Source organism: Clostridioides sp. LIBA-7602, assembly GCF_056688945.1.
The window spans coordinates 3,623,330-3,640,350 of record NZ_CP196991.1 but is presented as its reverse complement, the minus strand read 5'-3'; the positions used below and the strand labels follow the sequence as shown (position 1 = coordinate 3,640,350).

Genomic DNA, 17,021 nt, shown 5'->3' with positions numbered 1-17,021 from the left:
AATGTATTATTTTAAATAGTATCTTTCTTTATTCTGAGTATTATTTTTATACTCAATAGCTTCAGTAGGGCAACCACAAATACATGCCATACAATGAGTACAGTTATTTCCCCAATCTGGTTTTTGATTTTTTAAATTAATATTATTTAAAGGACATAGTGCTACACATTTTCCACAGCCAATGCATTTATCAGTATAGTGAAATCCTTTGGCATGAACAATTATCTTATAAAAAGCTATGTTTGTTATACCACTTTTAATTGTACCGCCTAAGCCACTAGGGGTAATGGTTTCAAATTCATTTTCATTACGTATATCAGAAATAATTTTATATATTTGTTTATCTGCCTCTTTAATCATTTGTTTTGAGGTTTCTTTATCTGTTGTTGGAAATAAAGCTATATAATTTTCTGGCATTTTAATTTCTGCCATGCCTTTTAGTTGCCAATCTTTATATTTACATAGTTTTTGAATATAGTTTACAGCTTTTGCTGTATCTCCTCCGCAAGTCATTACAAAGTAAACTTTATTGTTTCCTAAAAATTTTGTTCTTTTTATAAAATCTGTAACTACTATTGGCAATCTCCATGCATAAGTAGGACATACGAATATGAATGGTTTATCTGTTGATATTAAGTCATTTGTTTTTTCTTCTTTTATAAGTTGATTTAATGATATTAGTTCATCGTTTAATTCTTGTGCAATTTTGCGAGCTACATATCGGCTATTACCAGTACCGCTAAAATATAAAATCATAATTATATCTCCTAACTATTTTTTATGTTAATCTTTAATATTTTTTTGTAATAAAGTAATTTATGAATATATTGCATTATAATAAATATAAAATTTACTAGTTAAAGAAATTATAGCACATTAATCTTTTTTATATTTATTGGTAAAGAATTTGATTACCATTAAATTTTAAGGTCAAATTTATAATGATTTAAATGATGTATTTGAAAATATAGATTTTATTAATCTAATAGATAGTTTGTATTAACTAAGGTGTAAAATAGACTATATAATAAGATATTTTTTTAATGTATATTTATTTATATTGATACAAGAAATTCAAAAAAATAGCATTAAGTATTAATTAAAGTTAACTTTCATAAAATTTTAAAACTCAATCGAAGAAAGCTGGAAGAGTTAGTATTAAAAAATAATATTGATGAATTAACTAGAATTACTTCATTGTATAAATCAAAAATTCCTTTTTTTATTTTCTAAATATGCATTTATACTCTTCTATGAGAAATCAATTATTTATTGAGTATATAAATTAAGTGCAAAAAAGAAACTAATTCATAATTAAATAATCTAATTACTTTATAAAGAGAATACAGTGTTTAATTTCTATATAGTTTTATTTTTTATCTTGCATAGCATAAGTGTAAATATCAATAGCTATGATAATGTAAGAGTGACCAAACAAAGGTTGAACTGTTTTATAAAAGACATCAGATTTAAATAATCTATTAATGTATATATTATTTAAAGAGTGGAACTTGATTGTGTCAATATATTACTTAGATGATGATTAAGAATTTAAATTGTATTGATAATAGTGTAACCTAAAATAGTTGATTTAGCATGAGTTTGACATTTAGTTATAATGTTAATATAATTCAATTAAATAAGGATGAGTAAGTAGAATGTACAAAAAAATGAAAATGAGATTATGTATTTTTTAAACAATTTATTAAAGAAAAAGACAATTATAATAATTTGTTGTAGAATTACGTCTATAACAAATGTACCTAATATTTACATTTTAGATAATGACTATATAGATGGTATATGGGAGAACATGAATATTTATTAAAGAGGTATCCTATATACTCTGTTTTAATTAATCTTAAAGGTTTTATATGAAAGGAAATTATATTATGAAAAAAACAATAATTGAGGTCTCAAATTTATCTAAAGTTGTAAACTTATTGAATACAGAACTTAACATACTAAAGGATATAAATCTACACATAGAAGAAGGAGAATTTGTTTCTATAATGGGAGCTAGTGGTAGCGGAAAAAGTTCCCTAATAAGTGTTTTAAGTGGTCTTGATAAAGCTTATACTGGAGATGTGAATATTTGTGGTGAGGAGCTATCAAAATTAAATGATAATCAACTTGCTGAATATAGAAATAAAAAGATAGGAATTGTATTTCAATCATTTAATTTAATTCCATCAATGTCTGTTGAAGAAAATATAAAATTACCATTGATTTTTTCTGACAACAAAGAATGTGAAATAGTAGATAAGATGATTCAAAAAGTTGGTCTAACATCAAAAACAAAAAACAATACTAAACAATTGTCTGGTGGCGAAAAACAAAGAGTTGCTATTGCAAGAGCTTTAATTTGCACTCCATGTATACTATTTGCTGATGAACCAACTGGTTCATTAGATAGTACTAATAGTCATGCTATAATGCAGCTGTTTAAGGATATAAACAATGAATATGGTACTACAATAGTAATGGTTACTCATGATATCCAAATGGCAAAGTACAGTGATAGAATTATAAGCATAAAAGATGGAACTATTATAAAATAGGTGGTGATAAATTGATATTTTACAATGTTTATAAAATATATAGTAAAAATAGTTTGAAAAATAATAAATTATTAAAACTATCTTGTATAGTATCTATTGTATTTGCCACAGCCATATTACTCTTTACAAGAGTGCTAACTGATACATATTCAAATGAAGTTGAAAAAAATATGCTTATAACAAATGGTGGGGATATAAAGATACAAAACATAGAATATAATAAATACTATTTTACAAGTAAACAAATAGATAAATTAGAAGAATTAAAAAATAAAAAATATATTGACTTTCAGTTAGGAAATAGTATGAACACAAATATATTGTCAAACGCTATGATTGAAAGTACTGAGCTTACCGTAGTAAATAATATAAAAATGCAAAATAAACCTTTAAAATTAAAAAATGAAAACGATATAATTTTGTCTCAAAAAATAGCGAATAAATTAAACGTAAATATAGGAGATAAAGTGTTTTTAAAACTACATTCTTCAGTTTATGATGATACATATTTCAAAATTACTGATATAATACCAAAAAGGTTTTCATTAAGTACAGCTCAAAAAGAAGCAGAGGTTGGTCAAGAGGTAGTTGGAGAAAGTTATGTGTATTTACCTAATGAAACTAAATATAATGTAGCTTATGTAAATGTAATAAACAAAGATAATGTGAAAAACATTAAAAATCAAATAAAAGGTAAATTTAAAAATAATTTTGAAGTTAGAACAATTGACGAACTAGAGCAGTCAATAATGAAGAGAATATCTATGCAATTAGATTCGATAAATTTAATTGGAGCTATTTCGTTACTAATTACTGGAATTTGTTTGTGTTCTACATTTATTGTATTTATTTTGAATCGAATAAATGATTTTTCAACTTTTAAAGCTTTAGGTATTAAAAAAAGAACTTTATCTTTGTTAGTATTTACTGAACTTATGTCACTTACTATAGAGGGGATTATAATAGGTATTATTTTGGGACTACCTATAAGTATATTTTATATTAACTTACAGCATATTAATTTATTAGATATCTCTATTTTGAGTATTATTAAAAATATTTTTATTTCAATAATTATAATAATTATTGAAACATCAATATTCTCATTAATTCCAATAAGCTTTGTTAAAAATATACCTTATGAAGGGATAAATAGAGATGATAATATATTATCTTCATATAAGTTCAATCTTATTCCAGATATAATTCTTGTAATACTCTTAACAAGTATTTCTTTTACAATATATGTGAAGTCCTTTCTAGGTATTTTATTTATTTTAGGAGTAATACTACTGAACTTATTGGTATATAGCTTGATACATATATTATTAAAAATAGTATGCACAATTAAAAAATTTATTAAAGGTAAATACTCAATTACTTTTATATATCTTAATAATGATTGTAGAATGAATGCCTTTAGTTCCAGTTTACTGACGATAACAATAATATTTGTTTTGTTGCTATTTGTGATATCTGAAATAACATTTGCTATGTTTAGCAATTATGAAGTCGGTAATGATATAAAAAATTCAGTTATATATCAAACAACACTAGAGGGAAAATTAATTGTTGATAAAGAACTTATTGAAAATAATCTAGATTATTTTCAATATTATCCTATAAAAATAGATAACATAGAGTCAGTAAACAATATTTCTATTAATAATTATATAAGTAAAATGCCAAAGGAGAGTAGAGAAGATGTAATAAATGATTTAAATAATTTAAATGTTGATTTATTTGATGATAAAGAAGCAACACTGAAGAGTGATTTAGAATATGGGTGCTGGTTTAAAGAAAACAGTAATGATAATAGTATAATTATAAATAATTATCTGCATAGATACTTAATAGATTATAAATTAGGAGATACTGTACAATTAAAGATTAATGGAAAAAATATAAGTTTTAAAGTAATAGGTTTTTTAAGTCCAAAATCATTAAACAAGGGTATAGATTTAGGATATATAAATACAAGTAAAGATATTTCACCCAAAAACCTTGGTTTACCTAAAAATCAGTCAGTTATATACATTTTTAAAGAAAAACTAGATAACAGTTTACTTAGTAAATTATTACATAATGATAAAGATGCTAATTTAGAAGACTATGACGATTTTGCTTATTCTATGAAAACATATGTTGATGACCAAAAGTCACTACTTTTGAATATTATATTTGCAGTGTCATTATCAAGCATACTTCTAATACTAACATCACAAATAATTATTTTTATAAAGAGAGTACCAGATTATCAAATTATGTATAGGGTAGGGATGAGTAAGAAAAAATTAATAAAAATAGGATTATTAGAAAGGATAATTATATCAATTGTACAAAGTATTCTTATAGCAGTTTTTTATGAATCTTTCAGATTTTTGTTGATTTCTTTGCTACAGAGAGAGTATAGTATTAACTGTTTATTGATTTTAATAGAATTTCTAGTAGTATTGAGTATAAATTGTTTTATATTTATATTTACTCAAAAAAATATTAAGTTAGATTCATAAATTTTTTTATTCTTTAAGTGGATTTTAAGTCAAACTAAGAAGTTAGTAATTGAATTTGTAAATCATAAAAATGGTATACTGTGATAGATAAAATTATTACAAAGAGTTATTTTAATACCTAAAATAAAAAAATAGATAATAACTTAGATAGAAAAATTGAAATATAATCTAAAATAGACAATAATACGTAATTTATTGAGAAATAAGTGAATCATATAATTTAATAGTTTTGATTTTAAAAATATAATAAAGATATGAAGAATAAATTATTTTAATTTAATATCACAGAAGTAATTATAATTGACTAACTTAGAAGATTAAATAAATGTATAGAAAACGTTGACAAAATATGTCTAATGTTTTATCATAATAATTGGAATTAGGTAGTAATTGTTTAAGTACAAGCTAAGCTTATTCATTAATAATAGCAGTATCCTAGGAAGGAGTATGCCCATTATTATGGATAAGCTTTTTTTATGCTTAAAAGGAGGATAATCATGATAATTAATAAGATATTAAACAATAATGTTGTAATCACATTAGATGAAAATGATGAAGAAATTATCGTCATGGGCAAAGGCATTGGTTATCAAAAATCAAAAGGTAGTCTAATAGATAAAACTAAAGTTAACAAAGTATTTAGAATATCAAACAAAGAAATATCAAATAAGCTACAAGAATTACTTAATAACATTCCTATAGAACACATGAAATTATCAAGTGAAATTATAGAATATGCACAGACAAAGTTAAACAAGAACTTAAATGAAAGTATTTATATATCACTAAGTGACCATACATATTCTGCAATTCAAAGAATGAAAGAAGGAATAAACGTAAAAAATGCAATACTTTGGGAAATTAAAAGATTTTACAAAGAAGAGTTTGAAATTGGGATGAAAGCACTAGACATTATCGAAAGCAAAACAGGTGTAAAATTACCCGAAGATGAAGCTGGATTTATAGCTTTTCATATAGTAAATGCCCAGCTAAGTGAAGGTCATACTTTGGCATCTGATATTACAAAGCTAATACAAGAAGTACTTAGTATAGTTAGATATCATTTTAGGATAGAATTTCATGAAGAATCAGTATTTTATTATAGATTTATAATGCATCTGAAATTCTTTGCACAGAGATTACTTTTAAATAGTGCACATGAAGGTGAGACAGATAAAGAGTTATTAAGTATTATTAAGTCTAAGTACAATAAAGAGTTTGAATGTGTAATTAAGATTAAGAATTTTATTAAAAAACAATATAACTACATATTAACAGATGATGAACTTATATATTTAACTATACATTTAGCTAAAGTAGTTAAAGATTCAAAAATATAAGTTGAATAATCTTGTAGTAGTTTATATAGGAATAGCCATTGAAAGGAGTGATACTAAAAAGATATACCTATGGTTGGATGGTAACATTGAGTTGGCCAAACCTTCAAATTTCAAAAATTTAATTTAAACGAAATATGGAGGAGAAAATGGGAAAATACAAACAATTAGCACAAGACATAGTAAAAAATGTTGGAGGAAAAGAAAATATTAGTGGATTAGTACACTGTATTACGAGATTACGTTTTACATTAAAAGATGAAAGTGTAGCAAATGACGATGTGTTGAAAAATATGGAAGGTATTGTTACTGTAATGAAAAGTGGAGGGCAATATCAAGTAGTTATAGGAAATCATGTTGAAGCTGTATATAAAGATGTAGTTGAAATAATTGACTTAGATGACTCAAGTACAAATTCAGAAATGAAAAAGTCAGGTAGTATGTTAGATAAATGTATAGATATAATATCAGGAATTTTCCAGCCAGTATTAGGAATAATGGCAGCCTGTGGTATGTTAAAAGGTTTTAATGCTCTATTTGTAGCAATGGGACTATACAGTGATGTATCTGGTATATATATGGTAATAAATGCAACAGGAGATGCATTGTTTACATTTCTTCCTTTATTTTTAGGATATACTTCAGCTAAAAAATTTGGTTTAAAACCAATGTTGGGATTAGCACTAGGAGCTGCAATGTGTTATCCTGCTATACAAGGTAGCAGTATATCAGCAGGTACAGATGCGATGTATACTTTATTTAAAGGGACTATGTTTGCATCACCAGTATATATTGATTTCCTTGGATTACCAATAATATCAATGGATTACACTGGAACAGTTGTACCAATTATATTTATAGTGTATTTTGCATCTAGGTGTGAAAAATTATTTAATAAGTTTATTCCAGACTTAGTTAAGTTCTTCTTTGTACCAATGCTTACATTATTAGTTACATTACCTGTTGCACTTATAGTTATAGGTCCTATAGCAACATTTGGTTCTACACTTATTTCACAAGTTGTACTTTCAGTAAGAGATTTTAGTCCATTATTAGCAGGTGCTATAGTAGGATTTACTTGGCAAATTCTTGTTATTTTTGGTATGCACTGGGGATTTATTCCTGTATATATAAACAATGTTATGACTTTAGGATACGATAATGTTATGATGCCATTCTTTGCTTGTACATTTGCAAGTTCAGCAGTTGTATTAGCGATATTTTTCAAGACTAAAGATAAGAAATTAAGAGAGATGGCAATACCAAACTTTATATCTGGTATATTTGGAGTTACAGAACCAGCAATTTATGGAATATTACTACCTTTAAAGAAACCATTTATAATAAGTTGTATTGCTAGTGGTATTGGAGGAGCTTTCTATGGATTCTTTAATCTTAGAAAGTTTATAACTGGAGGTATGGGAATATTCGAACTTCCAGCGATGATTGAGCCAGATGGAGGAATGGGCAACTTAATAGTAGCTATTTCTGGTATAGCCATATCAATGATTGTAGCTTTTGTATTAACTATGGTTTTATATAAAGATGAGAAAACAGAAGAAGCTAAAAAGATAGAAAATGAGGTAAAAGAAGAAATAAAAGAAGTTAAGTCTGCTAAATTAGAAAAAGAAATAGTAGTAAGCCCTATAAAAGGAGAAGTATTAAAATTAAGTGATATAGAGGATGCGGCATTTGCATCTGGTGTACTAGGTCAAGGTGTGGCAATAATACCTAGTGATGGAAAAGTAGTTGCGCCAGTAGATGGAGTGGTTACAACTTTATTTCCAAGTTTACATGCTATAGGAATTCTTTCAGATGAAGGTGTTGAAGTACTTATTCATATTGGATTAAATACGATTCAGTTAGAAGGAAGAGGTTTTGAGGCATGTATAAAACAAGGTGACAGGATTACAAAAGGTCAAACAATACTAAAATTTGATATTAATGTAATAAAAGAGTCAGGATATAGTGTTGTAACTCCAGTTGTTATTACAAATTCATCACAGTTTTTAGATGTAGTAGAAACAGAAAGTAAAAATACTGAATTAGAAGATAATCTGATTACAGTTATATTTTAGTAAAATATTAAAGTATTAATAAAAGACTAAAGTATTCGCATAGGTTAATGCTTTAGTTGTAATTTTAGGAGGCTTAACTATGAGTTTTAAAAAAGATTTTCTCTGGGGAGGAGCTACTGCTGCTAATCAATGTGAAGGTGGATATAATGAAGATGGAAGAGGTCTAGCAAATGTAGATGTATGCCCAACAGGAAAAGATAGAACGGCAGTTATTACAGGAAAATTAAAAATGCTTAATTTTGACGATGAGCATTACTACCCAGCTCAAACTGGTATTGATATGTATCATAATTATAAAGAAGATATAAAGTTGTTTGGCGAAATGGGATTTAAAGTATACAGAATGAGTATCGCATGGAGCAGAATATTCCCAAAAGGTGATGAAGAAACACCAAATGAAAAGGGACTTCAATTTTATGAAAATATATTTAAAGAATGTAAAAAATATGAGATAGAGCCACTAGTTACTATTACACACTTTGATTGTCCAATGTATTTAATTGAAAAGTATGGTGGATGGCGTAATCGTAAAATGATAGATTTCTATGAGAAACTATGTAATGTTATCTTTAGAAGATATAAAGGATTAGTGAAATATTGGTTAACTTTTAATGAAATAAATATGATTTTACATGCTCCATTTATGGGTGCTGGTATTTATTTTGAAGAAGGCGAAGATGTTGAAAAGATAAAATATCAAGCTGCTCATCATGAACTTGTAGCTAGTGCAGTTGCAACTAAGATAGCACATGAAGTTGATGCAAATAACTTAGTTGGATGTATGTTTGCAGCTGGAAGTGTATACCCTTATAGTTGCAATCCTAATGATGTATGGGAAGCTACGAAGTTAGATAGAGAAAATTATTTCTTTGTAGATGTACAATCTAGAGGAAAATATCCTAACTATGCACTAAAGTATATGGAACAAAGAGGTATTACACCAAAAATGGAACCTGCTGATATTGAATTATTGAATAAATATACAGTAGATTTTATTTCATTTTCATATTACAATAGTCGTTGTGTTAGAACTGATGAAAATACAGATGATGTGGCTGAAGGAAATATATTTACATCTGCTAAAAATCCATATCTTTCATATAGCCAATGGGGATGGCCAATTGACCCATTAGGTTTAAGAATTACATTAAATCATGTATATGATAGATATGAGAAACCACTATTTATTGTAGAAAATGGATTGGGTGCTAAAGACATAGCTGACGAAAATGGTTATGTAGAAGATGATTACAGAATTGATTATTTAAGAGAACACATAAAAGCTATGCGTGATGCAGTTTATATAGATGGTGTAGATTTATTAGGTTATACTACATGGGCACCTATTGATTTGGTAAGTGCTGGTACGGGTGAAATGGAAAAGCGTTATGGGTTTATATATGTAGATAGAGATAATAGTGGTAATGGAAGTTTAAGAAGAACGAAAAAGAAAAGCTTTGAATGGTATAAGAAAGTAATTGCTTTAAATGGTGAGGATTTATATTAAATAAAAAGAATATAAAACTAATAGTGGGTATAATTTTTCATCCTTGTATCGACTATTTAAACTCACAAAAAGATATTGGAGAAATAACTTATAATTATTATATTAGATTGATTGTGACGAAGATTCGATTTAATATCCATAAAAAGATATGAAAATAGAGTTAAATTAAAATGTACCCTATAGAGTAGATACCTAAAAAGTCTATTTTGTAGGGTATTTTTACATATAAAATAAATATAGCGTGGATGATTTAATATGAACTGTAGTAGTTTTTATAACTTTAAGAATGAATTAAATATAAAATCATGCTCTAATTTTAAATAGTTAAAAGATGAGATAGATTAGTATATGTATTACTGTAATAGTTAAAGGAATCATTGAGAGTAAAAAAGATGACTCCTATTCAAAATGGAAATCATCTTTTTTATGTTGTATAGCTCTTTAAAAACATTTATTTTTTACTTTGATTTAAACAAATATCTATACAGTTATTTAGCCATTTAATTTGACCCTCTTCTCTTATAATGGCACCATCTAATACAAGATAATCACCAAAATAATCATCATAAAAATCAGGAATTTCAGTATAAGCATTTTTTTGACTTATTAAGAATTCAAGTCGTTTACTATGCTGAACAAGTTGGTGTTTAAGTAAAGCAATTCGATTTTCTAAATCTAAATTATTATAAAAATACACTCTCAAGCGAAACTTATTTTTAGGAGTAGGTTCCATTGGAATATCTTTAGATAACCAAATTAAAAATTCATCTTTTCCTTTTTCTGTTATGTAGTAAACTTTTTTTTCTAATACATCACCACTAATTTCAACTTCATGAACTATCAAATCTTCATTAGTTAATTTTTTTAGTTCTGGATAAATTTGGCTATGTTTTGCACTCCAAAATTCATTTAGTTGAAAATTAAACTCTTTACTTAAATCATATCCTGTCATAGGTTTTCTATTTAATAGTCCTAATATTGCATATTTAAGGGTTCCCATGTTTCACCTCTTTAGTTTTATTATCAATAAGTCTATTATATCATTATTTATAAAAAAATAGATTAAATAAAAAAATGTAAATACAAACATGTAATTTATTACATGTTTGTATTTACATGAAAACATTATTATGATAATATTAACCTAAATAAAAGGAATAGATTGAATTATTTGGAGGGGAAAAGATAATGAACTATACTAAAAAAAGATGGATTATATTAATCGCAAGTTGTTTTATTAATTTGTGCATTGGGTCAATCTATGCATGGAGTGTATTTGCTACACCTATGGCAGAATACTTAAGTGGAATTAATGGAACAGTATTTACTGCAGGAACTTTAGCAATAGTATTCACGGTTACTAATTCTGTTGGACCTATAACTATGATTACTGGAGGAAGAATAAATGATAAGTTTGGGCCTAAAAAAGTTATTTTTGTAGGTGGTCTTATATTTGGTATTGGAATGATTTTATCTGGATTTTCAAAAAGCTTACCAATGTTAATTTTAACATATGGAATCATACTAGGACTTGGGGTAGGTATGGTATATGGATGTACAATAAGTAACTCTGTTAAATTTTTCCCAGACAAACGTGGGTTAGTAGGGGGAGTAACAACTGCCGCCTATGGATTTAGCTCTGTAATTATACCACCAATAGCAAATAGCATAACTACTAGCTTTGGTATTACAATAGCATTTAAATCAATAGGAGTTGTATTTCTTATAATTGTATGTGGAGCATCATTTTTTATTGAAAAATGTCCAGATGATTTTGCACCAGAGGGATGGACTCCACCAGTTATGAAAGGCAAACAATTAAAAAATAAAGATTGGAGAGAAATGCTTTCTTCATCTATATTCTATGTGATGATTATTTTATTAACATGTGGAGCGTTTTACGGATTGATGTGTACATCAATGGCATCTGCTTTAGCACAAAATATGATAGGAATGACATCAGCAACAGCTGCGATGGCAGTTTCTATTTTAGCTTTATTCAATACAGCAGGTCGTATTGTAGCAGGTTATATATCAGATAAGATAGGTAGAATAAATACTTTATCAATGGCATTTCTAATTTCAATTGTAGGTTTATTATGTCTATCAACTTCAGTACAAGGAGATGTAGTGAAGTTTTACATAGGGATTTCTATTATAGGAGTATGTTTTGGGTCATTTATGGGTGTATTCCCAGGATTTACAGTAGATCAGTTTGGTCCTAAAAATAATAGTGTTAATTATGGAATCATGTTTATAGGATTTGCATTTGCAGGATACATTGGACCTACAGTAATGAAAAATGTTTATGCAGTAGATGGTAATTATACAAGAGCATTCACAATAGGAATTGTTATGGCAATAATAGGATTAGGATTAACATTTGTTTATAGATTTGTAAATAATAAAGAAGTATCAAAATATCAAAGTAAAAAAATAAGTTAATATGGGGGGAAATAATATTATGAAAAGAAAATATCCAAATTTATGTAAGCCAATTCAAATAGGAAATGTAGTATTCAGAAATAGAATGTTTTCTGCACCAATGGGTGGAACAGATATAACAGCTGATTGTACAATAGGACCAAAGTCAACAGCATTTTATGAATTAAGAGCAAAGGGTGGAGCTGGAGCTGTAACTATAAGTGAGTGCATGGTTCATCCAGAAACTGATGGTTCACATGCGTATCATTTAGATTTAAAAATAGTTGATTCTTTAGCTAGTTTTACATATACAGCAGATGCTATAAGACGCCATGGAGCAATACCAAGTGTAGAACTATCACATTCTGGTCAATATGCGGGGACTTACCTAGTGGATAAAAATAAAAAGCAAGGTTTGTCACAATATGGAGTAAGTCCAAGTATAAGGGCTGATGGTCTAGAAATAAAGGAATTAACTCAAGAATTAATTGATGATATAGTAAAATCTTATGGTGAAGTTGCAGGTCTTGCTAAAAGAGCTGGATTTGAAATGATAATGGTTCATGGAGGACATGGATGGTTAATCAATCAATTCTTATCACCATACTTTAATAAAAGAACTGATAAATATGGAGGTACTTTAGAAAATAGAGTACGTTTTGCACAAGAAGTATTAGATAGTGTTCGTAAAGCTGTAGGTCCAGGGTTCCCAATAGAATTTAGATTAAGTGGTTCTGAATTATTTGAAGGTGGATATGATTTAGATGAGGGTATTGAAATATCTAAGTTATTAGAGTCAAGAATTGACTTACTTCATGTTTCAGCAGGAACATATCAAAGAGGATTTGGAATAACACATCCATCTATGTTTGTACCTCATGGCTGTAATGTTTATCTTGCATCAGAAATCAAAAAACATGTAAGTGTACCAGTTGCAACTCTTGGTGGATTAAATGACCCATCTCAAATGGAAGAGATAATAGCAAGTGGAAAAGCTGATGTAGTTGAAATGGCAAGAGCATTATTGGCAGACCATGAACTTCCAAGAAAGGTAATGTCAAATAGAGATGAAGATATAGTTAAGTGTTTAAGATGTTTCACTTGTATGGCTGAAAGAGCTGCAACTTCCACTAGAAGATGTACAGTAAATCCACTTATAGGTCGTGAAATAGAAGGTATGGAAATAACTCCAGTATTAAAACCTAAAAAAGTTTTAGTAGCAGGTGGAGGGCCAGGTGGATTAAAAGCAGCAATAACAGCAGCACAACGTGGTCATAAAGTAATACTTTGCGAAAAATCAGATGCATTAGGTGGAATATTAAAAGGAGAAAAAGCTATACCATTTAAATACGAAATGTATGAACTTGGAAATACTTTTAGCAAATTAGCAAAAGATGAAGGTGTAGAGATTCGTTTAAATACAGAAGTTACTAAAGAGTATGTAGAAAAAGAAAATGTGGACGCCTTAATAATAGCAGTAGGTTCGTCTCCTTTAGTTCCACCAATTCCAGGACTTGATGGTGATAATGTAGTAGTTGTAAATAATTATTATCTAGAAAAAGATAAAGTAGAAACTGCAAAAGAAATAATAGTACTTGGTGGAGGTCTTGCTGGATGTGAAACAGCAATACATTTATCGAAAGAAGGTAAGAAGGTTCATCTAGTAGAAATGAGAGGAGAACTTGCTCCAGATGCAAATATAAGACATCGTCCAATACTTTTAAGTGAAATAGAGAAACAAGATATTAAAGTACATACAGAGTTTAAAGGATTAAAAGTATCAGAGAAGGGTGTTCTTTGTGCTGATAAAGATGGTAATGAAATTTTAGTTTCAGGAACACATGTTATATGTGCACTTGGTCAAAGAGCTAATCGAAATATAGTAGATGAGTTAATAGATTGTGCTCCACATGTGGCACAAATAGGTGACTGTGTACGTCCATCTACTATAACAACTGCAGTATATCAAGGATATCATGCAGCACTTGATATATAATATATGTGAAGTTTATAAAATAATAAAGTTTGAATAGTGGGTATAGGTAGATTTTTGTGAAAATAAATCTATCTATACTCTTTTTTTAACAAATTAATAATTGTGAATATGATTTTCTATGAAAAAAGTAAAATTTGTATTGAAAATAATACTAATTTTTTCGGTAATTAGGAATTTTAGATATTATTCTTAAAATAAGATAGGCAAAGGATTTACATAGTGACTATAATATAACATTTAATAGTATCAATTTAATATGTGAATTTTATAGTGGAATTGCTTTTTATAATAGATATAAAGAAGAGATAGCTTTATTTAAAGAAGTGGGCTTTAGTGCATTGAGAATATCTATAGATTAGTCAAGGATTTTTCCAAATGGTGATTATAAGAATCCTAATGAGTTAGAGATTAAATATAATTACTATAACTGGAGGTACACATTTTTTATGTATAGTAAAAGTATTCACTCTTATAGATATCATATTCGTTTAAAATATGATGAATTGTGATAATTAAAGTATTAAATATTATGGCAATAAAAGATAGGGACACTTTTATGGTTTTGTTTAAGTAAAGAGATGTACACGTTCATAATATGATTTATTTACTATATAAAACTATAAATTTACGATTTATTGTCAGAATATATTGACAAAAGTAACGTTTGAAATTATAATTTATATCAAGAATAGTTTGACAAAATAAAAACTAGTGACTTTAGAACTTAATAAATTTTTTTATTTTTATTTTAAGAATAATTTAGGACTACTATGTCTATATAGTTCATCATTGATTTAATATGATAAATAATTTTTGTTTTTGGACATATGATTTCTAAAGTCTCTAGAGATAGTCTAATTTATAAATGAGGGGGGGGATGTACTAGCAGATAGAATTTGCACCAAAAGGAAGGCTTAAATTTAAGAATTGAAATAATATATGTTTTAACTGTGATGATGTACATGTTATTAATTTATATTAGATATTTTAGGAATAATTTGAGACGTATATACAACGTAAATTACATATTCAATATTTAAATTAATATAAGTATTCTAACATGTATATTAAAATTGAAGCTGATTGTAGTATAATTCTGTATTTATACAATGATGCAGAAAGTTAAATACTTAAAAGAAGTCTAGTAAATTAATAAATAGTGATGAAGAAAGCGAAACACTTAAAAGAAATCTAGCAAATTAATAAATATGGTTAATATTTAAAAGTTAACTCTAGTTGTCTTTATTTAAGTATTTTAAGAATAATTTGAGACGTATAAAAAACGAGAAATATCAAGCTGTACTATTTGTAGTTAAAATAACTACAGTATATACATTTTATAATTATTGTTTTATTGATAAAAAATTATTATATTCAGGAGGAAACAACAATGGAAAATTTTTGGAATCCACTTACTTGCTTTACTGTATGTGTAATGATTTATGCTTTTAGTGAGTTTTTATCTAAGAAAACAAAAGGTGCAATTTCAACATTGCTATTTGTATGTATTATATTTTTAATAGGATTTTGGACAAATATTCTACCAAAAGACATTACAGGAGCATCAGGCATATTAGCTGCAATGAGTAACTTTGGTATAGCTTTATTAATAACTAACCTAGGGACACTTATAAATCTTGAAGACTTATGTCATGAATGGAAAACGGTTGTAATTGCATTAGTAGGTATTGTAGGAATAGGGGTTGGCTGTTTAACAGTGGGTAGTATGTTATTTGGTAGAGAGTATGCTTTAATAGCAGCACCTCCAATAGCAGGTTCTACTGTTGCTGGTATTATTGTAACAACTGTTGCAGAAGCAGCAAATAGACCTGAACTTGCAGCATTTGTAATTCTAGTATTATCATTTCAAAAATTCTTTGGTATTCCAATAACTACATATTGTATAAATAAAGAACTAAAATTTAAAAGAGATAAAGGAGATTTCTTAAAAGATGAATCAAAAAGTGATTTTAAGCTTCCAAGTATGAGGATTTTTAAAGAAGAATCAGGTAAAAAATCGTCTACTTTAGTATATCTTGCAAAACTTTCATTTGTTGCTATGATTGGTAACTTTGTAGGATTGGCTACTATAATACCAGGTTTTACTCCTGCAAACTATTATTTAAATCCCAATATAGCATGTTTGTTAGTGGGATTAATTTTTACAAGAATAGGATTTTTAGAAAAGGGAATTTTAGATAAATCTCAATCTAATGGGATTATAATGTTTGGTTGTATGTTAATGTTACCTGGAGGACTTGCTAAGGTAACTCCAACTGCATTGTTTTCAATGATTGTTCCAACTGTAGGAATACTTGTTGTAGGAGCTGTATTTATCATACTCTTTACTGCAATCGTAGGAAAATTATTAGGATATTCTCCAAGAATGTCAGCTGCAATTGGTGTAACTTGTATGCTTGCTTATCCAGCAACACAGATAATTTCTAATGAAGGTATTGATGCTATGGAAGGCACTTTAGAAGAAAAACAAAGGGCAACAGATTATTTATTGCCAAAGATGATTATAGGGGGATTTGTTACAGTTACTATTGCCTCAGTGGCATTTGCTAGTATAATAGGTCCACTTATATTTGGTTAATATTAA

The 17,021-nt window shown here is 27.4% G+C and carries 10 protein-coding genes; 8 read left to right on the top strand and 2 right to left on the bottom strand.

Going from position 1 to position 17,021, the window contains the following annotated elements:
• Positions 1 to 6 precede the first annotated feature (6 nt).
• On the bottom strand, positions 7 to 756 hold the full coding sequence (locus ACTG45_RS16960) for an EFR1 family ferrodoxin (protein ID WP_479919464.1): 750 nt from the start codon (positions 754 to 756) through the stop codon (positions 7 to 9).
• Between the two features lie 1,136 nt (positions 757 to 1,892).
• Here ACTG45_RS16960 and ACTG45_RS16955 point away from each other — a divergent pair.
• The 5 genes from ACTG45_RS16955 to ACTG45_RS16935 all read left to right on the top strand — a co-directional run bounded on the left by ACTG45_RS16955 (position 1,893) and on the right by ACTG45_RS16935 (position 9,996).
• Positions 1,893 to 2,561, top strand: a complete 669-nt coding sequence (locus ACTG45_RS16955) for an ABC transporter ATP-binding protein (protein WP_479919463.1) — start codon at positions 1,893 to 1,895, stop codon at positions 2,559 to 2,561.
• 11 nt (positions 2,562 to 2,572) lie between these two features.
• Complete coding sequence (locus ACTG45_RS16950; RefSeq protein ID WP_479919462.1) at positions 2,573 to 5,074, top strand: ABC transporter permease; 2,502 nt, start codon at positions 2,573 to 2,575, stop codon at positions 5,072 to 5,074.
• 497 nt (positions 5,075 to 5,571) lie between these two features.
• The gene (gene licT, locus ACTG45_RS16945; RefSeq protein WP_479917520.1) at positions 5,572 to 6,414 is read left to right on the top strand and encodes a BglG family transcription antiterminator LicT; all 843 of its coding nucleotides are present in this window, start codon (positions 5,572 to 5,574) and stop codon (positions 6,412 to 6,414) included.
• A gap of 146 nt (positions 6,415 to 6,560) precedes the next feature.
• Positions 6,561 to 8,489: a beta-glucoside-specific PTS transporter subunit IIABC gene (locus ACTG45_RS16940; RefSeq protein ID WP_479919461.1), complete on the top strand. Its 1,929-nt coding sequence runs from the start codon at positions 6,561 to 6,563 to the stop codon at positions 8,487 to 8,489.
• 79 nt (positions 8,490 to 8,568) lie between these two features.
• Positions 8,569 to 9,996, top strand: a complete 1,428-nt coding sequence (locus ACTG45_RS16935) for a 6-phospho-beta-glucosidase (RefSeq protein ID WP_479919460.1) — start codon at positions 8,569 to 8,571, stop codon at positions 9,994 to 9,996.
• A 451-nt stretch (positions 9,997 to 10,447) separates the two neighbouring features.
• Here the strand turns inward: ACTG45_RS16935 and ACTG45_RS16930 are convergent, their stop codons facing one another.
• Positions 10,448 to 10,996, bottom strand: coding sequence for a PadR family transcriptional regulator (locus ACTG45_RS16930; RefSeq protein ID WP_021385958.1), 549 nt, complete (start codon positions 10,994 to 10,996; stop codon positions 10,448 to 10,450).
• A 188-nt stretch (positions 10,997 to 11,184) separates the two neighbouring features.
• Between ACTG45_RS16930 and ACTG45_RS16925 the strand changes: the two genes are divergently transcribed.
• The 3 genes from ACTG45_RS16925 (at position 11,185) to ACTG45_RS16915 (ending at position 17,015) form a co-directional block, all read left to right on the top strand.
• Positions 11,185 to 12,441, top strand: a complete 1,257-nt coding sequence (locus ACTG45_RS16925; RefSeq protein ID WP_479919459.1) for an L-lactate MFS transporter — start codon at positions 11,185 to 11,187, stop codon at positions 12,439 to 12,441.
• A 19-nt stretch (positions 12,442 to 12,460) separates the two neighbouring features.
• Positions 12,461 to 14,416, top strand: coding sequence for an oxidoreductase (locus ACTG45_RS16920; RefSeq protein ID WP_479919458.1), 1,956 nt, complete (start codon positions 12,461 to 12,463; stop codon positions 14,414 to 14,416).
• Between the two features lie 1,390 nt (positions 14,417 to 15,806).
• A complete protein-coding gene (locus ACTG45_RS16915) occupies positions 15,807 to 17,015 on the top strand; it encodes a hypothetical protein (protein WP_021386030.1) in 1,209 nt (402 codons plus the stop codon).
• Positions 17,016 to 17,021: the final 6 nt, after the last annotated feature.